This is a genomic window from Pseudomonas mandelii, from assembly GCF_900106065.1.
GTDB classification, from domain to species: domain Bacteria; phylum Pseudomonadota; class Gammaproteobacteria; order Pseudomonadales; family Pseudomonadaceae; genus Aquipseudomonas; species Aquipseudomonas mandelii.
This window is the reverse complement of sequence record NZ_LT629796.1, coordinates 5,923,447-5,945,860: the sequence shown is the minus strand read 5'-3', so window position 1 is coordinate 5,945,860 and position 22,414 is coordinate 5,923,447. Positions and strand designations below refer to the sequence as shown.

At 59.7% G+C, this 22,414-nt stretch carries 23 protein-coding genes; 6 read left to right on the top strand and 17 right to left on the bottom strand.

Annotation, left to right across the window (positions count from 1 at the left end; all coding sequences use genetic code 11):
- Position 1: 1 nt before the first annotated feature.
- The 5 genes from BLU63_RS27605 to BLU63_RS27585 all read right to left on the bottom strand — a co-directional run bounded on the left by BLU63_RS27605 (position 2) and on the right by BLU63_RS27585 (position 3,535).
- Positions 2-1,381: a 4Fe-4S binding protein gene (locus BLU63_RS27605; RefSeq protein WP_083376761.1), complete on the bottom strand. Its 1,380-nt coding sequence runs from the start codon at positions 1,379-1,381 to the stop codon at positions 2-4.
- A complete protein-coding gene (locus BLU63_RS27600; RefSeq protein WP_010460249.1) occupies positions 1,369-2,223 on the bottom strand; it encodes an FTR1 family iron permease in 855 nt (284 codons plus the stop codon). The genes BLU63_RS27605 and BLU63_RS27600 overlap by 13 nt, the downstream gene beginning before the upstream one ends.
- A 22-nt stretch (positions 2,224-2,245) precedes the next feature.
- Positions 2,246-2,578, bottom strand: coding sequence for a cupredoxin domain-containing protein (locus tag BLU63_RS27595; protein ID WP_077748444.1), 333 nt, complete (start codon positions 2,576-2,578; stop codon positions 2,246-2,248).
- Complete coding sequence (locus BLU63_RS27590) at positions 2,579-3,109, bottom strand: iron transporter (RefSeq protein ID WP_077748445.1); 531 nt, start codon at positions 3,107-3,109, stop codon at positions 2,579-2,581.
- 87 nt (positions 3,110-3,196) lie between these two features.
- Positions 3,197-3,535 (bottom strand): hypothetical protein, encoded by a 339-nt coding sequence (locus BLU63_RS27585; protein WP_077748446.1) that lies wholly within the window; start codon positions 3,533-3,535, stop codon positions 3,197-3,199.
- A 157-nt stretch (positions 3,536-3,692) separates the two neighbouring features.
- Between BLU63_RS27585 and BLU63_RS27580 the strand changes: the two genes are divergently transcribed.
- A complete protein-coding gene (locus tag BLU63_RS27580; RefSeq protein ID WP_077748447.1) occupies positions 3,693-3,932 on the top strand; it encodes a DUF3079 domain-containing protein in 240 nt (79 codons plus the stop codon).
- 382 nt (positions 3,933-4,314) lie between these two features.
- A complete protein-coding gene (locus BLU63_RS27575; RefSeq protein ID WP_231990917.1) occupies positions 4,315-4,893 on the top strand; it encodes a hypothetical protein in 579 nt (192 codons plus the stop codon).
- Here BLU63_RS27575 and istB read toward each other — a convergent pair.
- The 4 genes from istB to BLU63_RS27545 form a co-directional block, all read right to left on the bottom strand.
- Positions 4,885-5,640 carry an IS21-like element ISPre4 family helper ATPase IstB gene (gene istB / locus BLU63_RS27565; protein ID WP_011077977.1) on the bottom strand — a complete coding sequence of 252 codons (756 nt, stop codon included), beginning with the start codon at positions 5,638-5,640 and terminating at the stop codon, positions 4,885-4,887. The two genes, BLU63_RS27575 and istB, sit on opposite strands and share 9 nt — an antisense overlap.
- Before the next feature lie 20 nt (positions 5,641-5,660).
- On the bottom strand, positions 5,661-7,175 hold the full coding sequence (gene istA, locus BLU63_RS27560; RefSeq protein WP_041771204.1) for an IS21-like element ISPre4 family transposase: 1,515 nt from the start codon (positions 7,173-7,175) through the stop codon (positions 5,661-5,663).
- Between the two features lie 497 nt (positions 7,176-7,672).
- Entirely contained in the window at positions 7,673-8,293 is a 621-nt protein-coding gene (locus BLU63_RS27550; protein ID WP_083376759.1) for a dTMP kinase, read from the bottom strand.
- A gap of 155 nt (positions 8,294-8,448) precedes the next feature.
- The gene (locus tag BLU63_RS27545; RefSeq protein WP_083376758.1) at positions 8,449-9,216 is read right to left on the bottom strand and encodes an AraC family transcriptional regulator; all 768 of its coding nucleotides are present in this window, start codon (positions 9,214-9,216) and stop codon (positions 8,449-8,451) included.
- Between the two features lie 278 nt (positions 9,217-9,494).
- On the opposite strand from BLU63_RS27545, the gene BLU63_RS27540 reads away from it, so the two are divergent.
- The 4 genes from BLU63_RS27540 to BLU63_RS27525 all read left to right on the top strand — a co-directional run bounded on the left by BLU63_RS27540 (position 9,495) and on the right by BLU63_RS27525 (position 13,565).
- Positions 9,495-10,421, top strand: a complete 927-nt coding sequence (locus BLU63_RS27540; RefSeq protein WP_083376757.1) for a 4-hydroxyproline epimerase — start codon at positions 9,495-9,497, stop codon at positions 10,419-10,421.
- Between the two features lie 61 nt (positions 10,422-10,482).
- Positions 10,483-11,430 carry a dihydrodipicolinate synthase family protein gene (locus tag BLU63_RS27535; protein WP_010460283.1) on the top strand — a complete coding sequence of 316 codons (948 nt, stop codon included), beginning with the start codon at positions 10,483-10,485 and terminating at the stop codon, positions 11,428-11,430.
- Positions 11,431-11,501: 71 nt separating this feature from the next.
- Complete coding sequence (locus BLU63_RS27530; protein ID WP_083376756.1) at positions 11,502-12,779, top strand: NAD(P)/FAD-dependent oxidoreductase; 1,278 nt, start codon at positions 11,502-11,504, stop codon at positions 12,777-12,779.
- 141 nt (positions 12,780-12,920) lie between these two features.
- A complete protein-coding gene (locus BLU63_RS27525) occupies positions 12,921-13,565 on the top strand; it encodes an MliC family protein (protein WP_077748464.1) in 645 nt (214 codons plus the stop codon).
- A 28-nt stretch (positions 13,566-13,593) separates the two neighbouring features.
- On the opposite strand, the gene BLU63_RS27520 is transcribed toward BLU63_RS27525, so the two are convergent.
- From BLU63_RS27520 to BLU63_RS27485, 8 genes are all read right to left on the bottom strand, one after another.
- A complete protein-coding gene (locus tag BLU63_RS27520; protein ID WP_010460288.1) occupies positions 13,594-14,034 on the bottom strand; it encodes a CBS domain-containing protein in 441 nt (146 codons plus the stop codon).
- A 40-nt stretch (positions 14,035-14,074) separates the two neighbouring features.
- Entirely contained in the window at positions 14,075-14,452 is a 378-nt protein-coding gene (gene nirD / locus BLU63_RS27515; protein ID WP_083376755.1) for a nitrite reductase small subunit NirD, read from the bottom strand.
- A complete protein-coding gene (gene nirB / locus BLU63_RS27510) occupies positions 14,452-17,013 on the bottom strand; it encodes a nitrite reductase large subunit NirB (protein WP_083376754.1) in 2,562 nt (853 codons plus the stop codon). Before nirB ends, nirD begins: the two co-directional genes overlap by 1 nt.
- Positions 17,014-17,361: 348 nt before the next feature.
- Complete coding sequence (locus BLU63_RS27505) at positions 17,362-18,702, bottom strand: glutamine synthetase family protein (protein ID WP_371859430.1); 1,341 nt, start codon at positions 18,700-18,702, stop codon at positions 17,362-17,364.
- Between the two features lie 20 nt (positions 18,703-18,722).
- Positions 18,723-19,277 (bottom strand): helix-turn-helix domain-containing protein, encoded by a 555-nt coding sequence (locus BLU63_RS27500; RefSeq protein ID WP_010460296.1) that lies wholly within the window; start codon positions 19,275-19,277, stop codon positions 18,723-18,725.
- Between the two features lie 25 nt (positions 19,278-19,302).
- Positions 19,303-20,592 (bottom strand): NAD(P)/FAD-dependent oxidoreductase, encoded by a 1,290-nt coding sequence (locus BLU63_RS27495; protein ID WP_083376752.1) that lies wholly within the window; start codon positions 20,590-20,592, stop codon positions 19,303-19,305.
- A gap of 68 nt (positions 20,593-20,660) precedes the next feature.
- Positions 20,661-21,803: a patatin-like phospholipase family protein gene (locus tag BLU63_RS27490; RefSeq protein ID WP_010460300.1), complete on the bottom strand. Its 1,143-nt coding sequence runs from the start codon at positions 21,801-21,803 to the stop codon at positions 20,661-20,663.
- A gap of 144 nt (positions 21,804-21,947) precedes the next feature.
- Entirely contained in the window at positions 21,948-22,412 is a 465-nt protein-coding gene (locus BLU63_RS27485) for a MaoC family dehydratase (RefSeq protein WP_010460302.1), read from the bottom strand.
- Positions 22,413-22,414: the final 2 nt, after the last annotated feature.

Here is a 22,414-nt window from a genome sequence, read left to right as displayed (position 1 = left end):
CTCAGGACCAGCCCCAGAACTGCAACCACCAGTCGAACCCTACCAAGCCGATGGCGAGTAACAGGCAAGTGCTGCCAGCGCAGCAACGAACCTGGGAAAGGCCTTCGCGGTCCAGCCGTTTCCAACCCAGCAACAGGCTCCAGCCCATCGCAGCCATTAACAGACAAGCCCTGGCCGGTTGTACCCAATCCAGCAGCAGACCTTCATAGCGCAGCAATTTTACCGTTGTGGCCGACAGCCCTAGAAACAATCCCGCACCACCCAAGGGCGTGAGTGTCAGCGCCAGGGGCCAATACAGTGCAGGATCTTGCGCCAGTCGAGCCGTCAGGCGCAGAAGGATCATCAACGCCGTGCCCAACACCATCGAACTCAAACTCAAGTAAGCGACGATGCTGAAACCGTCGAGCCAGCTGAAGCTGTCGTTGAGCTGCGGGTAATGGGTCAGCAGCCACCAGGGCGCGTTGTCCTCAAGGGCCCAGAGTTGGTCGTGCTCGACCAGCCATTGGGCGAGGGTTTGTTTGAGGGCGACGAACCATGGGCTGACCGTCCACTGAAAGGCGCCCATGGCCAGACCGATCACACCGAACAGCAATAGACGCGCGTCCCATGGTGAAAGCGTCTGCGCCGTCGCATGAAGAATCTCTTGGTTGCTGGAGCGCGCGATCAGCTGAACCGCGCCGCGTTGTCCGCTGCAACGTCCGCAGGCATGGCAGTCACTGGCGCCTTGCATACGACGGATATCGAGCAAGGGCGCGCAGTTGGGCGGCGGCAGCCGTGGCGCGGGGTTTTCCATCCAGCGTTGTTCGTCGACCTGAAAATGCACGGGCGCCAGTCGGGCGAGCAGGGCGAAGACGCCACTGACCGGGCACAGGTAACGGCACCAGACCCGCTTGCCTCGGGCGAACAGCAACCCGACGACGACCGCGACGACGGTCGAACCGCCCAGAATCAACAGCGCCGCCTGGGCGTAGTCATAGACGCTGATCAACTGGCCGTAGAGGGTTGTCAGGCAGAACGCCAGGGTTGGCCAGCCGCCCCAGCGCAACCAGCGCGGTACACCCAAACCTTTGCCGTAATGGCTGGCCCATTCGCTGAGTGAGCCTTCCGGACAGAGAACGCCACACCAGATTCGTCCAAACAGTACGATCGACAGCAACACGAACGGCCACCAAATGCCCCAGAACAAAAACTGCGCGAACAGAGTCAGGTTATCGAGCAGCCGTGCCTGGCTGTCCGGCAGCGACAACACCGCCGGGATCACCAACAGCAACGCGTAAAACAGTACAACGACCCACTGCACGGCACGGATGACGGGCGCGTGACGACGCATGCCGTCGCCCAGGCGCTGCAGCCATTGATTGCGGCGACTCAGCTCAGGCATGGGACTTTTTCCACAGCACGCTGGCGCAGCCAACCCCCGACGGTCAGCCAATAACCGGCCAGCACCAGTAACGTCATGCCGCTGGGCGTCGCACGATAACCGGCAAAACCGGCAAGAAAACCACCCAGTCCATGGCTGTCGCTGAGCAAGGCACTGCTGTCCCAAAGCGCATCACCAACGAGGCTGTACATCACCTCCGGTAAATCCATGGCGAGTAATTGGCCGCCAATTCGCTCGGTACCGCTGACCAGCAACGCCGCGCCGAGTATCAGCAAAACAGCTTCGCTGATGGAAAAGAATCGCTGCCACGAGATGAACCGGCGACTGCTGTGCAGCAAGGCAATGGTCAGCGCCGACAGCACCAATCCCATTGCGCCGCCGACGACAAACAAACTGAGCTGCGGACCTCGCAACTGAGCACCGGAGCCATAGAGAAAGACTACCGTTTCACTGCCTTCGCGGCTGACGGCGAGCAGGGCCAGCAGTAACAGACTCGCGCCACCATGCCGAGCCAGGTAGCTATCAGCGTGTCGTTGCAAATCGTGCTTGAGCGTGCGCCCGTGGCGGTGCATCCAGCCGACCATTTGCACTATCAGCAGGCTGGCCACCAGCGCAAGTGCAGCCTGAAACCATTCACTGGCTGAACCGCTCATGGCCTCACCGGCAAACAGAATCAACACCGCCAGCAGGCCCGAAAGCATCAACCCCAGCACGACGCCTGCCCACAAGTACTTCGCCAGTCGATCACCCTGATGCTGCTGACTGACCCAGGCCTGGAGAATGCCGATCACCAGCAGCGCCTCGACGCTTTCGCGCCAGACAATGAACATTGATTGATACATGAAAACTCCGTGTTTGAACGGGTTATTTCGCGAGGATGCCACCCTCGGGCAGTTGTGGATTGAACTCGTCGAAGAAGGGGTAGTGGCCGGGCCTGAGCGGGTGAATGACCACGAAGGTTGTCACGCCCGGCGACAGTACTTTTTCAACCCGCAATGGTGTGCTCTCAAATTCGGCTGGGCCTTGGCCGATATTTCTCAGGATGATCTTGAAGCGCTGACCGGCCGGAACCTCCAACAGGGCAGGAGTGAAGTGGCCATCGCGCAGGCTGAGTTCATAGCTGGGTAATTCGGCATAGGCCGTGAACGGCGCCACTGCTCCGGCAAGCATCAGCCAGGCAATCTGCAGGCGCTTCATTCAATAGCCGCCTTTTTTACCAATGCCGGCGTAGATGAACTCGTAGTGCAATTCGCAGCGTTCAAACCAGGGGGCTACGCCGGTTTCCTTATCGGTATGACGGCCAAGGGACCCATGACCGCCGGGTGGCAGGACGTTGAAGGTCAGCTGATATTTGCCTGGGCCGAGCAGCTTTACATTGTCGCCATAGTGCGGGCCGTCATTGGCGACCATGGCGTGGAAATCGCCTTTGAGTTCGTTCTCGCTGCCCTGTTTTTTCAGATTGAACGAGACATTGAGGTAAGGCACGAAACTGCCTTCCTGAAAGCCCTGTCGATTGTCCGCCGTGGCGCGAATGTCGGCTTCCAGATGCACATCGGAATCCGCGGTGGCCCGCATCATTCCGGCAGGTGCCATCTCGATCGGCTGCAAATACACCGCCCCGACTTCCAGCCCAGGACACAACTGTGGCTCACCGATCGGGTATTCCTTAGCGTGAGCCAGCGGTGTGAGCAAGAGCAGGGCAAGCGAAAGCGACAAGGGGGTACGCATAATTTCTTCCTGGGCATTGACGAGTAGGAGCCCGAGTCTAGGAAGCTTTGCTGCGAACAATAATGATTGGCATCAAGTTTCGAGAAATTAAACCGATGGCACATCACTCTGGCGAAATCGCTGGGCGCGCTCGACGGTGTGGGTCATCTGTTCGGCTGCGTGAATGGTCAGCGGATGCTGGGTAAAGCCGGGTCTGGGGGATATGTAGGTGGCCATCTCGCGCGCAACGGCGAGCTGGTGTTCCGAACCATCGGCCAGCAGGGCGATGACCAGGTTTTCCAAGGCAATCACTCGGACACGCAGATGAACCAGTTCAGCGTTGGTCAAGGCGGGCGGGGCGGTAAACGCTTTGTCATCAAGAGATGTTGCAGCATCTTGATCGTCCCAAGTTGATAGGCCGCTTGGGAAAGGATTTTTATTGAGCATGAGAGGCGTCTCCAAGTCTGTTAAAGCGTTAGCTTAGCCCCGGGATTGCGAAGGAGGTGAGCGCAGTCATCTGATGTCGATTCTTGATGTGTATCAAGGCTGGCTTTGCGTAAGGGCTATAGGTTGGAAGAACGCCTCCCAATGACCGGAGATCGGCATGGCTAAGAACTTCCCCATCAACCCCAAGCACCCCGAACGGATTTGTTGGGGGTGCGACCGTTATTGTCCGGCGAAGTCCCTGGCCTGCGGCAATGGTTCCGACCGTACGATGCACCCGGCCGAACTTTTCGGCGAGGATTGGAATGTGCCTGGTGACTGGGGCATCGAGAAGCTCATCACTACTGACAAGCCGACAGATGATGTTGCGGACACCTGGACTGGCAGTCGGAGCGAGTAGCGGGTGACAGAAGCAAACAACCAGACAGTTTCATGCTTTTAGTTACCATTTTTTAGGTTATTTAGTTCGGATAGCTGGCAGGCTGCTCAAAAAACATCACATCGATCATCTATGCGATTTCGCCACATTAATATAACTAAACTAAATAGACATTTAGCTTAGTTATAATTATCCGTTATTAATGGGGAAGGGTAGTGCATTAAATGAACTAGGGGTCGTTCTTCCTTGGTCGCTATCTTTCAATCATGTACGGTATCTTTCAAAGCTTCAAGCAGACACGTGTAATCGGTAACAAGCCAAGTAAATCAGGGGCTCCAGCGTAGTGAAGCTTCTGGCTTTGGCTTCTAAGAGCTGAACGAAAACGAGTGAAAAGATTGTTGTAATGACATATTTATCGCCCTGGATGGTTGAAAGCGCTTATCGCTATTTGAAGGCTGCGAAGCACCTTAGACGTGGCCATGACATGCTGGACATTGCGCAGATCAATGCTGCAATTGGCATGGAAATCCTGCTCAAAAGCTTCGTGTCAAAACCCAATGGCAACCTTGGCCAGGTTAATGAAACTTACGAACTAGACCTGGTAGCAATAAAAGCTGCGCATGAGCATTTGAAAGCGACAGACAGAATTCCGGTTTATCGGAAAGACAGAGGGCCAAATAAGCACGATCTGCTTACGTTGTTTCACGCGATACCTGAACCGATCAGGCAGCATATTCGGCTTGATCGTCACGAGCATTGGATCGAGAAGGATCGTGAAGTTTTCACCAATGCGCGTTATCGATATGAAGCCGGTGCTCCTGGAGGTTACGACGATATTTTGATCGGTGTCTTGGACGAACTGATTGAGGTGCGCATTCCACGCCATCCGGCCACCCAGTCCACCAACATCCGGCCACCCGTTCCACGCTCATCCGGCCAGGCAGTCGGAGCGCAGCGACGCAGGTTTGCATTGTTAGTCTGAAGTCCCTGTCGTCGTCAATTTCGTTGCGCGTCTGCGCATCGATTCGCCCTTCAGTTCGATCCGATAAGCGTTGTGCACCAGCCGGTCGAGGATCGCGTCGCCCAAGGTCGGATCGCCGATCAGTGCATGCCATTTGTCCACGGGCATCTGGCTGGTGACCAGCGTCGAGCGGTTGCCGTAGCGGTCGTCCAATAGCTCAAGCATGTCGCGCCGTTGCGGTGCGGTAAACGGCGCCAGGCCCCAGTCGTCCAGGATCAGCAAGTCGGTCTTGGCATAGCCCGCCATCAGTTTCGCGAATCGACCGTCTCCGTGGGCCAGGCCCAGTTCCTCCATCAGGCGCGGCAGACGCAAGTAGCGCACGCTGTAGCCGTCACGGCAGGCCTTGTGGGCCAGCGCGCAGGCGAGCCAGGTTTTGCCTACACCGGTCGGGCCGCCGATGATCAGGTTCAAGCCATCGCGCAGCCATTGGCCGCTGCCCAGTTGCAGGATCAGGGACTTGTCCAGGCCGCGTGGGCTGCGGTAATCGATGTCTTCCAGGCAAGCGTTGTGGCGCAGTCGTGCCAGTTTCAGCCGGCTGCTCAGACGCGTGTTTTCACGTTCGGTCAGCTCGCGGTCGATCATCAGGCCGAGGCGTTCGTCGAAGCTCAGATCATTGATATCGGGCGTGGCGTGTTGCTCGCTCAGCGCCTTGATCATGCCGTGCAGGCGCAGGGTTTGCAGCTTGTCGAGTGTCGGATTGGGCAGCATTTTGGTGCTCCTTTTTCAGGTCAGTGGTAGTAGCCAGGGCCGCGCAGGTTGATGTGTTCGTCGGGCAGTAGCGGCAGGTTTTGCTGGGACAGCGGTAGCTTTTCCAGCCCTTGGCGCAGGATCGATTCAAGGCTTTTGTAGCTGCACGCGCCCAGTGCCAGCGCTCGCTGGCAAGCGGCTTCCAGCCGCTCTTCGCCGTGCTGCTTGCTCAGGCGCAGGATGCCCAGGCAGGCGCGGAAGCCGTGCTGAGGATGGATTCGGCGCTCAAGGATGTAGGCGATAACGCCAGCGGTGTTAGGCCCGGTCTGCTCGGCCCAGCGGATCAGCCGTTGCGGTGTCCATTCGGCGTGCTCCCGGTGGCTCTTGGGCATGTGCTCGGTTTGGGTGGTGTGGCGGCCTTTGTGCAGCGAGCGCAGGTGACTGGCCACCCGCTGGTTGGCGTGGAAGCACTCGACGGTCTTAGCGGTTAGCCGCACTTCGAGTTGGTGCTTCACCAACTGGTACGGCACCGAGTAGTAATGGCCCTCGACCTCGACGTGGTAGTCGATGTGCACCCGCACCTTTTTCCATTCGGCGTAGATGTACGGATGTTCTGGTAGCGGTTGCAGTGCGGGTTGGTCGATGGTCTCAAAGGCCGAGCGGCGTGAGCCGGGCAGCTTCTTGAAGGGCTTTTGATTGAGGCGTTCGAGCAGCAGGCTGATTGCCGTGTTGAGTTCGCCCAGCGAGAAGAACTGGCGGTTGCGCAGCGCGGCGAGGATCCAGCGCTCGACGACTTGCACGCCGACTTCGACCTTGGCTTTGTCCTTGGGTTTGCGCGAGCGAGCAGGTAATACGGCGATGCCGTAATGCTCGGCGAGATCGCGGTAACTGGGGTTGATGTCGGGCTCGTAGCGATGCGCCTTGGTGACGCCGCTGCGCAGATTATCGGGCACCAGGATCTGCGATGTGCCACCGAAAAAAGCAAAACAGCGGGCGTGCGAGCCCAGCCAGTCAGGCAGCTTCTGCGACCAGGTGGCCTCGGCAAAGGTGTAGCTGGACGCGCCGAGAACGGCGACGAAGATCTGCGTTTGGCGGATCTCGCCGGTTCGCCGATCAATGACCGGTACGGTCTGGCCGGCGTAATCGACGAACAGCTTTTCGCCGGCACGGTGCTCCTGGCGCATGACCACGTCGACCTTGGCGGCCCAGAGGCGGTAGTGCTCGCAGAACCAGCTGTATTGGAAGCCTTGCGGGTGGGCGAGTCGGTATTCCTGCCAAAGCAGGGCCAGAGTTACGCCGGGGCGGCGTAACTCCCCGTGTACATGAGCCCAGTCTGGCACCGGCCTTTGATCGCTGGGAACGGTGGGCGGCGGCGGAAAAAGATGCCGTTGTAACTCGGCGTCAGTCAGCGCAGAGGGCCAGGTCAGGCCGCTGGCAGCAAAGCGATTGAGGTACTCACCGACGCTGGCTCGGCCTACTTGCAAGCTGCCAGCGACCTGGCGGGCAGATAGGCCGACCTCGAATTTGAGACGTAGCACTTCTCGAATTTTACGCATGGATAAACGCTCCACGACGACCTCTCTGCTTCGATAAAAGAGGTCGATGGTAGTGAATAATCCTGCGTTGCTGCCTGCCTTAAGGGTGGCCGGATGAGCGTGGAATGGGTGGCCGGATCATCGTGGAATCAGTGGCCGGATGTTTATGGAATAGGTGGCCGGATGGCCGTGGAATCCGCAGATTGAGGACGTTGTGCACTGGTATCGTGAGCTGGGCAGCAAAGATATGTTCATCGTGTTTTATGGAATGCCGCCGCTGGAGCAGTTGCCGGATTCCGATCAGGAGCCGGACAACCTTTGAGCCTGCCTTCAAATCTGATCACCACAGCCCCCCAGCCCCATATAAGATATTACGCATAATGTATATTATGTTAAACGATGTGTCAGAGCGGAACTTCTATCAAGGTTCGTTCAAGCTACCACCGCGGCGACAAATCACCCCTTCGATAGATCGACCGCTATCTCAACCGCACCAAGACCGGCGCAGCGAACTTCGTCTACAGGGCACATCGAAGGACTCCATTGATCTGCGAAACCACCTGCATCGTTGCGGCTTCGATCGTTCCTTCATTACGGCATAAAATCCAGCCGTGATCTGCAATCGCTCGTTCGAACGCCTGGGTACAAGCGACATGTTCTTCCAACCGATGGATCACAGTACTGCTCAGCCCACGCTGTCGTGCCGCTGCCCTCGCCCATGAAATATCAGGGGCGGTGACAACTCCGACATGCAGGTCTGGCACTCGCACGTTTCGATCAATGTTCAACTGCAGAATCTCTGCAAACGGGATTATCCGGCGAAACGCGGCATCAGATGGATACCAGCGATCAATCAAGATGATGCTGCCTGGTGGTTGTTTAGTCAGCACGTGCCGGGAGATCCAGGCACGGCTATCGGCGAAGCGCTCACAAACTTCCAACTCCAGATCCCGGCTGGGATTTCTGACGAGTTTGTTCACGAGGGCCATTGTTTCACCCCTGTAGGGATCGCTTTTTTTCTCGCAAAGCCGGATCACTTTTTTGTTGTCTGCCCTCAGTACTTTCGTGACGGCCTCCAACAGTGTGGTTTTGCCGGCTCCCTTGGGCCCATCTAGAGAAACAAACAGCGGACGATTCATTCTTCACATAACGATTGATACACGGTTTTCTTTGCCCTGTTCGTTCGCTGGAACCGCTTGGCGCGATTACGCGAATCGAGTGCAGGGCCCTTATGAGCAGACACTGATGGGCACTCTAACTTAGTTTCTGGCGAATGAATGTCCCCCCGATGCATTCATGACACCTGTCGATACTGGCGCGGCGTAAACCCGGTCAATGCCTTGAACTGTCGTGTGAACGCACTGTGGTCGGTGTAGCCGCACTGCAATGCCACGTCGGTAATGGGAATTTCGGTGTGCAGCAGTCGGTGCGCATGTTCCAGTCGAGTCTTTTGAATCATCTGCCGTGGCGTCAGGTGGAACACGCGCTTGCAATACCGTTCCAGTTGCGCCACCGAAATACCGGCGATCCGCGTCAGTTCGCCCAAGGTGATACGGCGATTGAAATGCGCGCGAATGTATTCATCCACCGCCGCCAGGCGCTGATAGGCCGGGTGAGCATCACTGGCCGATTGCAGGTCAACCGAAATTCCCACCAGGCCCATGATTTCACCGCTGCGGTTATACAACGGGCGTTTATGCGTCAGGCACCAACCGGGTTCTCGACTCCCATATAAGTGCAATTCCAATTGGTCTTCCAGAACAAAGCCTTGCTCCAGTACACGACGATCCTGTTCGGTGTAGCCAGGCCCCAATTGTGCTGGAAAGACTTCAGCGCTGGTTTTGCCAAGCAGCGGTTGCAACTGTTTCAACCCGCAGCGCTGAACCAGCGTGCTATTGGCCATGACATAACGCGCCTTCATGTCCTTGATAAAGATCGCGGCATTGGGGATCACGTCCAGCATCGGCAACAGCAGTGCCACGCCCGCCAGTAATTCTTCGAGGGTATCGGGCCGATTCAGGTCGTTTCCTTGGCACAGGATCGCCAATGCGTTCTGCGTCATGACGCTTGTTCTCCCACTCTGCGGACAAGCAAAAATCCTCCCTTGCGCCCTCTCCGCTCAGCAACTGCCCTTCACTTCGGAGCCGTTGTCGAGGCGCGCGCAAGCAGATTGCCCCAAGGTTTACCCCGTGTCGAGGCCACAAGGATTGTGCTGATTTCGTCATTTGCATTCATGGAAAACATCAATCGCTATCGCCCCTGACGCGTTCACTCTATCCGCAGGTTCGGTGGCCTGGTGGTGGCAACCGGTGTACCGGCACACTTCTAAAGGATGGGTTCATGAAACGAGTACATGTCATCGACTCCCACACCGGCGGCGAACCGACTCGCCTGGTGATGAATGGATTTCCCCAATTGCCCGGCCTGACCATGATCGAGAAGCGTGATGCCCTGCGCGATCAGCATGACCACTGGCGCAGGGCCTGCCTGCTGGAGCCCCGGGGCAACGATGTTCTGGTCGGTGCCCTGTATTGCGAGCCGGTCTCGCCGGATGCCACCTGCGGCGTCATCTTCTTCAACAATGCCGGCTACCTCGGCATGTGCGGTCACGGCACCATCGGCCTGGTCAACTCGTTACATTACTTGGGGCACATCGCTCCCGGTGTGCACAAGATCGACACGCCGGTCGGCCCGGTCAGCGCGACGCTGCATGAAGACGGCACGGTGACCCTGCGCAATGTGCCCGCCTACCGCTATCGCCAACAGGTGCCGGTAGACGTCCCCGGGCACGGCTGCGTCTACGGCGACATCGCTTGGGGCGGCAACTGGTTTTTCCTGGTGTCCGACCACGGGCAAGTGTTGCAACTCGATAACGTCGAAGCGCTCACCGATTACACCTGGGCGATGCTCAAGGCCCTCGAAGCCCAAGGCATCCATGGCGAAGACGGCGCCGTCATCGACCATGTCGAGTTGTTTGCCGACGACGACCAGGCCGACAGCCGCAACTTCGTCATGTGCCCGGGCAAAGCCTACGACCGCTCGCCCTGCGGCACTGGCACCAGCGCCAAACTGGCATGCCTGGCTGCCGATGGAAAACTGGCCGCGGGTGCGCCCTGGGTACAAGCCAGCATCACCGCCAGTCAATTCGTCGGCAGTTACGAATGGGAAGGCGAACACGTCCGCCCGTTCATTACCGGCCAGGCCTTCATGACCGCCGACAGCACGCTGCTGATCGACGAACAGGACCCCTTCGCGTGGGGCATTTGAGCGAACACGCTGCATTCCCCACCTCAATCAAGCTGAATAAACGCTTCTAGGAGTGCCAACAATGAGCGCAAACATCTTCACTGGCTGCATGCCTGCACTGATGACCCCTTGCACCGCCGAGCGCAAACCCGACTTCGACGCGCTGGTGGCCAAAGGTCGCGAACTGATCGATATCGGCATGAGTGCTGTCGTGTATTGCGGTTCCATGGGTGACTGGCCTCTGCTCACCGAAGCCGAGCGCCAGGAAGGTGTGGCGCGTCTGGTCGCTGCCGGCGTTCCGACCATCGTCGGCACTGGCGCCGTCAACAGTCGTGAAGCGATTTCCCACGCGGCGCATGCGGCCAAGGTCGGTGCCCAGGGCCTGATGGTCATCCCTCGCGTCCTCTCCCGGGGTGCCTCGCCGGCCGCGCAAAAAGCTCACTTCGCGGCGATTCTGGAGGCTGCTCCAAATCTGCCGTCGGTGATCTATAACAGTCCTTACTACGGCTTCGCCACCCGTGCCGAGCTGTTCTTCGAACTGCGCCGCGAACACCCGAACCTGATCGGCTTCAAGGAGTTCGGCGGTGCTGCCGACCTGCGTTACGCCGCCGAAAACATCACGTCAAAGGACGATGACGTCACCCTGATGGTCGGTGTCGATACCCAAGTGGTGCATGGCTTCGTCAATTGCAACGCCACCGGCGCTATCACCGGCATCGGCAACGCGCTGCCCCGCGAAGTGCTGCAATTGGTGGCCCTGAGCAAGCAGGCGGCCAAGGGTGACGCCACGGCTCGCCGCCTGGCCAAAGAGCTGGAATCTGCGCTGCAGGTGCTGTCGTCCTTCGATGAGGGCTGCGACCTGGTGCTCTATTACAAGCACCTGATGGTGCTCAATGGCGACAAGGAATACACCCTGCACTTCAACGAAACCGATGCGCTCAGCGATGCCCAACGGCGCTATGCCGAGACTCAGTACACGTTGTTCCGTCAGTGGTACAAAAACTGGTCGGCCGAACAGAACGTTGCCTGATCCCACCCTGACTGCGCCCGCTGTAAACCCGCCCGGTTTTGCAGCCGGGCCACTTATTCCAGGAAAGCGCCATGACTCTGCCTGCTGCACACAACCCGCACGACATCGCCGACATTGTCGTGGTCGGCGCCGGCATCATCGGCGTCGCTTGCGCTGTGCGGCTGGCACGTCAGGGTCTGCGGGTGGTGGTCCTCGACCAGCAAGACCCTGGCCGGGGCGCCTCGTTTGGCAATGCCGGGCACCTGGCGACCGAACAGGTGTTTCCTATCGCCGACCTGTCCATCCTCAAACGTCTGCCCGCCATACTCACAGACCCAATGGGGCCGTTGCGCCTGGACTGGAAATACCTGCCACGCGCCCTGCCCTGGTTCACGCGCCTGTTGCTGAACCTGCGACATGCCCCCTTCCAACGAACCATCGCCGGCCTGCGCGCACTCAACGAAAGCAGCCTGGGCGCCTGGCACCGACTGCTGGAGGACATTGCCCGCCCCCATCTGCTGCGCGAAGACGGCTCGTTGCTGGTGTTCGAACGGGCAGACTCGCATAAAGCAATCGAAGCGCTACAGGCTCGGATGCGCCATCAACACGTACCGGTCGACTACTGGCAGGCCAACGCGGTGCGCGAGGCGGCGCCACAACTCAGCGAGCGAATTCAGGGCGGTCTGTTCTTCCCGCGCACCGGTCATTTTCTCGACCCTTACCGAGTGGTCTGCGAACTGGTCCATGCCGCCAAAGCCTGCGGCGTGCACTTCCTCAAGCACCAGGTCCTGGGCGCACACCTGCATGAGCACGGCGTCTCGCTTATCACCGACCAGGGCCGTTTCACCGCCCGCCAGACCCTGATCGCCTGCGGTGCTCACTCCGCGAAGTTGACGGCAGCGCTGACCGGCAAAAAAGTACCGCTGGATACCGAGCGCGGCTATCACTTGATGTTGCCCCATGAACACGGACGGCTGCCGTTCGCCGTTACCTCGCTGGAGCGCAAGTTCATCATGACCCCGATGGCTGATGGACTGCGCTTGGCCGGCACCGTCGAGTTCGCCGGCCTCGACCGAGCGCCGGTGATGGAGCGTGCCTGGCAGTTGCACCGGTTAAGCGAAGGCCTGTTCAAACGAGACTTGAACGCTGAGGCGGCGACGCCGTGGATGGGGTTTCGCCCGTCCTTGCCGGATTCCCTGCCGATCATCGACCGGGTGTGCGACGGCAAAGTGCTGCTCGCTTTCGGTCACCAGCACCTGGGCCTGACACAGGCCGCAGTCACAGCCGAACTCATCGCGCAACTGGCTTCGCCTGCGCCTCATACCCATGAATTACCGGACATTGCGCCCTACAGGTTGGATCGATTCTGAAGGTCACCCGCCGCCGGGCGGGTGTGGCAAGTTTCAAACACTGGCATACACTGCGTACACCCATGCAAACGAATGACTGTTCAACGGATCGCCAGGTCCTCGGCAATCCGGGCATCCCAAAATGATCTGGGTGAAGCCAACATGAAAACGGTCACGGCCCTGTTCAGATGCCTGTTCGCTGCCAGCCTGTGCGCGGCGGCGAGCACCTGCGCCCACGCTGCGTCCCCTCCCGGCATCGACTGCGCCAAGACCAGGGCCTCCGTCGAAAAGCTTATCTGTCGCGATCCACAACTGACGCAGATGGACATCGAACTGACGCGTCTTTATCGCCTGGCGCTCACCGATGAACGTTCAGTTCCGCCCCCGGACAAAGTCATCATCGACCAGCAGTTCTGGATCGATGCCCGCAACGGGTGTGCCTCGGGACCGGAGCAAAAGATGTGCATCATCCGCAGTTATGCCGAGCGTGCGCACCAGCTTCGCCAAGGCTCGGCCATCGTGAGAACCAAGGATCCAGACCGACTCACCGAAGGCCCCCTGGCGTTTCGTTGTGCAGGCTTTAACACGCTGATTACTGCCACTTTCTTCAGTACGCAGCCGGGTGTCGTGTACCTGAAATGGGCCAACACCGCGATCACCCTGAGCCAGGTGCCGAGCGATTCGGGCACTCGATACACCGGCAAGGATTACCAGGGCAATTACAGCTTTTGGCAAGACGGCAACGCGGTGCTTTTCCAGAAGCCAGGCTCACGGGAAATGAGCTGTACGGTCGAACCGGTCAGTTGATGGCTTTGGCGCAAAACCACCCACCGTCTCAGTGCCCGCGAATGTAATGCTCCAATTGCCGAATCAGATCGGCCTGTTCGACGATGGCTTCCTTGACCAGATCGCCAATCGACAGCAGGCCAATCAGTTCACCGTCTTCCACCACCGGCAAATGACGCAGATGGCTGTCGGTCATGACGGCCATGCAGCGCTCGATGCTTTGCTGACTCGGCGCAGTCACCACCGGCGAGCTCATGATGTCGCGCACTGGCGTCCCTACTGAAGAGCGCCCCTGCAGCACGACTTTGCGGGCATAGTCACGCTCGCTGATCACCCCGACCACCTGGCCTTTGTCGATGACGGGAAGTGCCCCGACGTTCTTTTCGGCCATGAGCTTCAGGGCCTCCAGCACCATTTCATCAGGTGCGATGCTATGCACCTGACGGTTCTGTACGACCTTGAGTTTGAGCAACTGTGCGGCTGTTTTCATACGTGGCTCCGATTCGATTGCGTGATGCAGTTAATGGCCTTCAAACCGCCCCGACCTCCACCCTCCCCCCGTTCAACCGCACCGGCCAGACCCGCAAACGCTGTTGCGGGTACTCCAGGCAACTGCCGTCCTCGAGCCGGAAATGCTGTTTGTAGATGGGCGACGCCACCACCAGGTCGCCCTTGATGCTGCCGATCAATCCGCGACCGATGACATTCGCCCCGGATTGCGGGTCATGGTTGTCAATGGCGTAGAGGGTCTGCCCCTCGGCTCCGGGCAGGTAGAACAGCGCCACTTGTGCGCCGTCGAGCCAGACGACCACGCCGGAGTTACTGACCAGGTCCTGTTGGTCGCAGACGGTTTGCCAGGCGCCGGTGTTTTCCAGGGGCGCAATGCGTTGGGTAGTGGGCTGGCTCATCAGGCAATCTCCTCGGTGACAGGAATAAGGTTGAGTTCGGCGGCCATGATCGGGCGCCGCTGACCGCGCTCCTGGACAAAGTGAATGTCCGGGTCCGGGCGTTTGTCGTTGACGAAGGTACGGAAACGCTTGAGTTTCTGCGGGTCTTTGAGGGCGTTGGCCCACTCGCATTCATAGCGGTCGACCACCAATTGCATCTGCGATTCGAGCTCTTCACCCAGGCCGAGGCTGTCGTTAATGATCACCTCCTTGAGGAAGTCGAGGCCGCCTTCCAGGCTTTCACGCCATACCGAGGTGCGCTGCAATTTGTCGGCGGTGCGGATGTAGAACATCAGGAAACGGTCGATGTAGCGGATCAGGGTTTCATCGTCGAGGTCGGTGGCAAACAGTTCGGCGTGACGCGGTCGCATGCCGCCGTTGCCGGCGATGTACAGGTTCCAGCCTTTCTCGGTGGCGATCACGCCCACGTCTTTGCTCTGGGCTTCGGCGCACTCACGGGTGCAACCGGACACCGCGAACTTAAGCTTGTGCGGCGAACGCAGGCCCTTGTAGCGGTCCTCGATGAGCAGGGCCATTTTCACGCTGTCCTGTACGCCATACCGGCACCAGGTGCTGCCGACGCAGGACTTCACCGTGCGGGTCGATTTGCCGTAGGCGTGCCCCGTTTCGAAACCGGCTTCGATCAGCTCGGCCCAAATGTCCGGCAACTCGTGCAACTGCGCGCCGAACAAATCAATACGCTGGCCGCCGGTGATTTTGGTGTAGAGGTCGTATTTCTTCGCCACCACGCCGATGGCGATCAGTTTGTCGGCGGTGATCTCGCCACCTGGGATGCGCGGCACCACCGAATAGGTGCCGTTTTTCTGCATGTTGGCCATGAACGTGTCGTTGGTGTCCTGCAGCGGCACCAGTGAGGCGTCCATGATCGGCTGGTTCCAGCACGATGCGAGGATCGAGCCCACCGCCGGTTTGCACACGTCGCAACCGGTGTGGCCACGGCCATGTTTGGCCAGCAGTTCTTCGAAGGTGATAACCCCTTCTACCCGTACCAATGCGTAAAGCTCCTGACGGGTATAGGCAAAGTGTTCGCACAGGCTTTTGTCGACGCTGACGCCGCGGGCAATCAGCTCATGTTCGAAAACCTGCTTGAGCAACCCGGCACAACCGCCGCAGCCTGTGCAGGCCTTGGTTTGCGACTTGAGCAGGCCGAGGTCGGTGCAGCCACCGTCGATGGCCGAGCAAATGGAGCCCTTGGTGACGTTGTGGCACGAGCACACCGTGGCCGATTCGGGCAACGCGCCCGGGCCCAGGGTCGGCGCGCCTTCGGACGAGGGCAGAATCAGGCTGGCGGGTTCCGCGGGCAAGGCAATCGCATTCTGCATGTATTGCAGCAGCGTGTCGTAATAGCTGTTGTCGCCGACCAGCACCGCACCGAGTACGTGCTTGCCTGTCGCATCCACCACCAATCGGCGGTAGCTGGCGGTGGTTTCGTCGATGAATTGATAACTGCGCGAGCCCGGCGTGCTGCCATGCGCATCGCCGATGGAGCCGACGTCAACGCCCAACAACTTGAGCTTGGTCGACATGTCCGCGCCCTTGAACGGCTCGGCGACTTCGTTGCACAGCCGTGCAGCCACGCCGCGCGCCATCTGGTAGCCCGGGGCGACCAGGCCAAAAATGCTGCCATTCCACGCGGCACACTCGCCGATGGCATAAATGTTCGGATCGCTGCTCAGGCATTGGTCGTCAACCACCACGCCGCCGCGCGGGCCGACTTCCAGCGAGCACTGGCGGGCCAAGGAGTCTTGGGCGCGGATCCCGGCGGAAAACACGATCAGGTCGGCCTCCAGAAATTCGTCATTGGCGAAATTCATCCGATAGCGATATTCCTCGCCTGGGCTGATCGATTGAGTGCCTCGCGACAGGTGCACGCCGACGCCGAGGCGTTCGATCTGGGCCTTGAGTGCACGACCGCCCTGCTCGTCCAGCTGCACCGGCATCAGGCGCGGCGCGAATTCCACCACGTGAGCTTCCAGGCCCAGGCTTTTCAGGGCATTGGCGGCTTCCAGTCCGAGCAAGCCACCGCCGACCACCACGCCACGTCGGGCATTGGACGCAGCGGCACGGATCGCATCAAGGTCTTCAAGGGTGCGGTACACCAGGCGCGAATCGCCCTCGGCGCCTTCGATCGGCGGCACAAACGGGTAGGACCCGGTGGCCAGTACCAATTTGTCGTAGGCGACGCAGCCTTGCGCGGTGATCACCTGGCAGCGGGCGCGGTCGATTTCCAGGACCGGCACACCCAAGTGCAAGGTGACGCCCGGGGTCTGGTACAACGAGGCTTCACCCAAGGCGAGCGACTCGGCATCACGTCCGGTGAAGTATTCGGAAAGGTGCACGCGGTCGTAGGCGCGCATCGGCTCCTCGCTGAAAACGTGCAGCCGATAGTGATCAAGGGCACCGCGCTCGATCAGCTGTTCGACACAATGATGTCCGACCATGCCGTTACCGATCACGATCAGCGTTTGCAGCTTGTTCAACGCGGCGACATTGGAATTCATAAGAAGTACCCGACTAAGCCCATCACGGTTCAAAAAGCAAAAAAAAACGCCTGAAACCTTGCGGTTCCAGGCGTCTTTGCCTGTTCTTTTGCGGTGTTGAAACCAGACGTCTATGCCTGACCCACCGATGTTGCCCACGAATCGATCGTCGTTGACCGAGGGGGCTGCCCACTCGACTGCGTTCACGGTGGGCCTGATCGATGTAATGCAGCGATTGTGCCAAGCGCTGAATGTCAATGTTTTACGGCACCTCCCGGGGCTTTAAGAAGATCAACGTGGCGGTTTCTGCCTTGGCTTAGTGCATGCCACCGCACGAAAGCTTTATTAAAGTGCATTCGCACGCTTGGCTTATAGATACCAGCGATACTCCCGCGCACTGATCTCCTGCATGAACGCCAGATGATCCTGGCGCTTGTTCTCGCAATACACGTCTACGAACTCGGCTCCCAGCCCTTCGCGCAGCTGTGGTTGATGCTGCATGGCGCGCACCGCTTCGAGCATCTCCAGCGGGAAGTCGACCCCACTGTTGCGGTCTTCATTGAGCGGCGGGATCGGTTCGTTGCCTGCTTCCAGGCCCTGTTCGAGTCCCACTAGAATCGCCGCCAGCACCAGGTACGGGTTGGCATCGGCACCGGCCAGGCGATATTCGATGCGCAGGTTTTTCGCATCCGATTCCGGAATGCGCAGGCACGCATCACGATCCTCAAAGCCCCAGCTCGCCCGGGTGGCGATGTTGGTGGTGCCGCCCAAACGGCGAAAGGCGTTCTGGTTCGGCGCGAAGATCGGCATGCAATGCGGCAGTAGTTCCAGGCAACCGGCCACGGCATGACGCAACGATTGCTGCTGATTCGCGGCGAGGAGGTTATTGCCGGCGGCGTCATACAGGCTGACGTGCACATGCATGCCGCTGCCCGGGTGCTGCAAGTAAGGTTTGGCCATGAAGCTGGCGCGATAACCGTGTTTCAGGGCCACGCCACGGGTGCTGCGACAGAACAGGGCCGCCCAGTCCGCCGCTCGCAAGCCATCATCAAGATGCCCGAAATTGATCTCGAACTGGCCCGGGCCAAGCTCGGCGGTGATCACTGTGGTATCGATGCCTTGGGCCCGCGAGGCTTCGACCATCTCATCCAGCACCGGCGCAAAACGTGACAGGCGCTCGATGTGCATGTTCGGCTGATCGTCGGCATCGTCGGTCAGATCATCCCGGGGGAATTGCGGCAGTCCGTCGCGCAGCTTTTTATCGAACAGATAGAACTCCAGCTCGAACGCCACCACCGGATGGATGCCTTTGCCAGCGAGCCTGTCCAACACCTGCGCCAGGACCTGGCGCGGCTCGAACACAATCGGCTTCTCGGTGCCGTCCGAGGTGATCAGCATTTGCCCCAGCGGTTGTGCTTCCCAGCTGACCGGCTTGAGTGTGCCGGGCACCAGGCGGCGCAGCGCATCCGGGTCACCGTCGTTAAAGCAGTAGTCGCCAATCTTGAACAAACCGCCTTGCACACCGAGCAGCACACAGTTTTGCGGCAGTTTCAGCGCGCTGCCGGACGCGACCTTTTCCAGCATCTCCACGGGATAGCGCTTGCCGTAGAAGTGCCCCGGAATGTCCAGGGAAATCAGGTCGACATAACGTACATCAGGGTAGCGTTGGCGAAAGGCGTGCACCTCGGCCAGCAGATCAGCGTCCATCATGGTTGGTCCTATTGTGGTGATCAGGTGTAGACCCAGAGCACTCGCGTGAGGTGCTCGGTGAGGTTGCCGTAGCGGCAACGGGTATGGCTGTCGAACTGAAAGCTGTCGCCGGCCTGCAAGGTGACGGCGTCGTCATCACCCAACCACAGCGTCAACTCGCCTTCGAGCACGTAGCCGCCCTGCTCCGAGCTGTCGCTCAAGTGCCGTTCGCCACTGCTGGCGCCGGCTTCGAGGTGACTTTCGAGCATGGAAAACGAAGCCCGCATCTTCGGCGACACCAGAATGTCGGTGATGCCGTTGGCGTAGTACAACGTGCGGCGTTCATCCGGCCGGGTGACCCACGGCAGTTCCTTGGGTTTGGGCAGGCTATAGAAATAGGTGGTCGGCACGCCCAGGGTTTCGCTGATCGCCGTCAGGTCGGCCACGGTGGGTCGTGACAGGCCGCGTTCGACCTGCGAGAGAAAGCCGACGGAACGACCGATCTGATCAGCCAGATCCTTCAAGGTGTACTTCTTATGCTTGCGCAGATCGTGAATCAGGATCGCCAGCGCGGCGATTTCTTCTTGTTTGTTCATGCCTGGAATTCCGCCAAGTGATTCATCAAATACTGTCGCGCAGTCGATACCATGCCTTGCCGATGGCTTCCAGCGGCGCCGCCAGGTATTTACCGCCGGGGAAGCTGGGGTTACTCAAGCCCTGATACAACGCCAGTTCATCACTCTGGCCGAGAATCGCGTCGGACACGGCGCGGGCAGCGGCCAGCGTGGGCAGCACGCCATGCCCGGAATACCCCTGAAGCCAGTAGCGATCACCCTTGCGACCGATGTCTGGGGTGCGTTTGAGCGTCAGGTCAATGTGCCCGCCCCAGGCGAACTCCAGCTTCACGCCTTTGAGCTGCGGGAAAACCCGTTCCAGAAACGGCCGGGTTGCGCCGGCAATGTCCCTGGGCATCCCACCCAGATACGTGCATCCACCGCCGAACAGCAAGCGGTTGTCCGGCGTGCGACGGAAATAGTCGAGGACGAACTGGTTGTCGGTGACGCAGACATTGCTCGGCAACAGCGCCGTGGCCTGCTCGGCCGTCAGGGGCGCGGTGGCGACTTGATAAGTGCCCACCGGCAACACGCAACTGGCCAGCTGCGGGTCGAGCTCGTCGAGATAGGCATTGCAGGCCAGCACCAGCACATCCGCGCGAATCGATCCGCGTTCGGTGTTTAGCAGGAATTGACCGCCCTCCTCTCGATAACTCAGCGCCTTGCTTTGTTCATGGATACGGCCGCCCGCACGCTCGATGGCGGCGGCCAGGCCGAGGGCCAGTTTCAGTGGATTCAGGTGCGCGCCTTCAGGGTCATAAAGCCCGGCCTGATAGCGCTCGCTGGCCACCCATTCCGGCAACTGTTCACGGCGGATGAACTGCAAGCCATCGTGGCCCCATTTGTGGCTGGCTTCGTGCTGCCACTCGGTCAGCAGACCAACCCGACGGGGCATCACCGATGTCCACAAATGGCCAGCACGGTAATCACAGTCGAAACCATGGCGAGCCGGCAACTCACGCAGCTCTTGCGCAGCCCAGCGCATGCCGTCCCACAACCGCCGCGCACACTCGTAGCCCAACGCTGCTTCCAGCGGCGGCATGTCACACGACCAGCCGAGAATGGCCTGCCCGCCATTGCGCCCCGACGCGGCCCATGCCACGCAGCTGGCTTCCAGCAGCGTCACCCGCTTACCAGCCAAAGCCAGGCGCAACGCAGTATGCAGGCCGCTGAAACCGGCACCGATGATGACGATTTCGGTGGTTTGCTCACCGGCAAGCGCCGGTCGGGTGGTCAGGCGATCAGCGCAACTGTGGGCGTAATAGCTGGCGACATGCTGCGTGGACTGCTGAAACATACAAGCCTCATGAAATTATATTTTTATAATTTCATGAAAAACTACAGCATAAATTTCATGCGGGCAACTCAGGTGTGCGGCGATTTATGCCACGGGTAGCCTTGCGCGCTGAGTTGAAAGGCGTAATCGAACAGACGCTTCATGTACTCGCCATCGAATTTCTGATTGCGCGGGCAGATAAAATCCGCGCCGATGTACGCCAGATTGAAATCTGCGCCGTCCTGCTGGGCGATCCGGTAAATGTGATTGAGGTCGCTGATCCCCTGGGTCTGGATCAAGGTGCTGATGGCTCGCCCGCCGATGCTCAAGGTCCGGCGCTTGGTACCGGACCACTGCGGTTCCAGTTTGCCATTGCGAATGACATAGAAATGCCGGGCACGGCGGATACGCGCGCCGGCCACGCTGTTCAACGCCATCACGGTGCCCGGCGGGTAAAGGAACACCTGAGTGAGGACGCCTCCGTCCACGTGCATTTCCTGAAACTGTTGGCCGTCGACCTCCACATCGATCATGACCGGTGAAACGGCACCGGGAATGCTCATCGACGCGATCATGATGTTGCGAAACAGGTGCAGCGCGCCCGGTGCTCCGCTGGAAGCAATCGCGCCCATGTTCCAGGTGACGGGCCGCCCGGCATCGAGGTCGGTGGTGCCGATCATCAGCAGTCGTCCCTTGGCGTATTGCGCAGCGATGGCCGCTAACACGTCGGCGGTGATGTACTTGGCAATGAGGCGCGCCAGGGGCTTGCTGTCCGCAATGCCGTCGCTGGCCAGGCGGGTCAGCACACTTCGCGCATGGAACACATCTTTCGGACCGATTGCGCTGCAGATCCCCAGGATGACCGGGTCATACTCAGGCCCCAGGTATGCGAACGGTGCGACCAGGGCGCCTGCGCTGATGCCGGTGACGACTTTGAAAGGCGGTCGGCTCCCATGCAAGCTCCAGCCGGCGATGATGCCCGCCGCGAAGGTGCCGGCGTCGCCGCCCCCCGAAATGGCCAGGTAGTAAGCCAGTGGCAGCGCATCGGTCGGCAACTCTGTGTCGGCGAGCGCCTCGACCTCGCGATCGTTGGCCAGGCTCGCATCCACAATGAACGCCGTCAGGTCCCGGTCCAGCCAGTAGCGCGCATTCGGGATGCCCGGAATGACTGCTTGTTCCGTCAGGTCTTGCGGCACTGCATCACGGCGTTGCAGGCACCCTTCACGCAACATATTCATTGTTGAGGCGCTGGGCCTGGGCAGAAATGGTTTCACGACGCCTCCTCCGGTCCCTGCCATCGACAGAGCGCACTCGACTGACTCGGTGAAAACTGGCCTCCGCCATCATGCGCGCACCCTAAAACCCATGACTACTTTTCAGTCAGGCGGCGGTCTCCTGAAGACCAACAATTTGCCGGTGGCTCGCTGCACCACCTTGTCATTTTGATTGAGGGTCTCCATGAACATCGTCACTACGCCCCGGTCGGGTTTGGAGCTGGACGGGTCGATGGCCTGCACGGTGCATTGCAGGCGCAACAGGTCATCGGGGTAAGTCGGTGTCGGCCAGCTCAGCTCGATGCCCAACCCGATGATGCCGTCCGCCAACGGCACGCTGTCCACCAGCAGCTTCATGGTCAGGGCGGCGGTGTTCCAGCCGCTGGCGGCCAGGCCGCGGAACAGGCTCAACTCGGCAGCTTCAGGGTCGAGATGAAACGGTTGCGGGTCGTACTCCTGGGCGAAGGCCAGCATCGACGCTCGATGGACCCGCACGCTGTCGCTTTCGAACTGCTGACCCAGGCTCAGGTCATCGAGGTAGAGTTTTTCCCAGGCATGTACGGTCATGA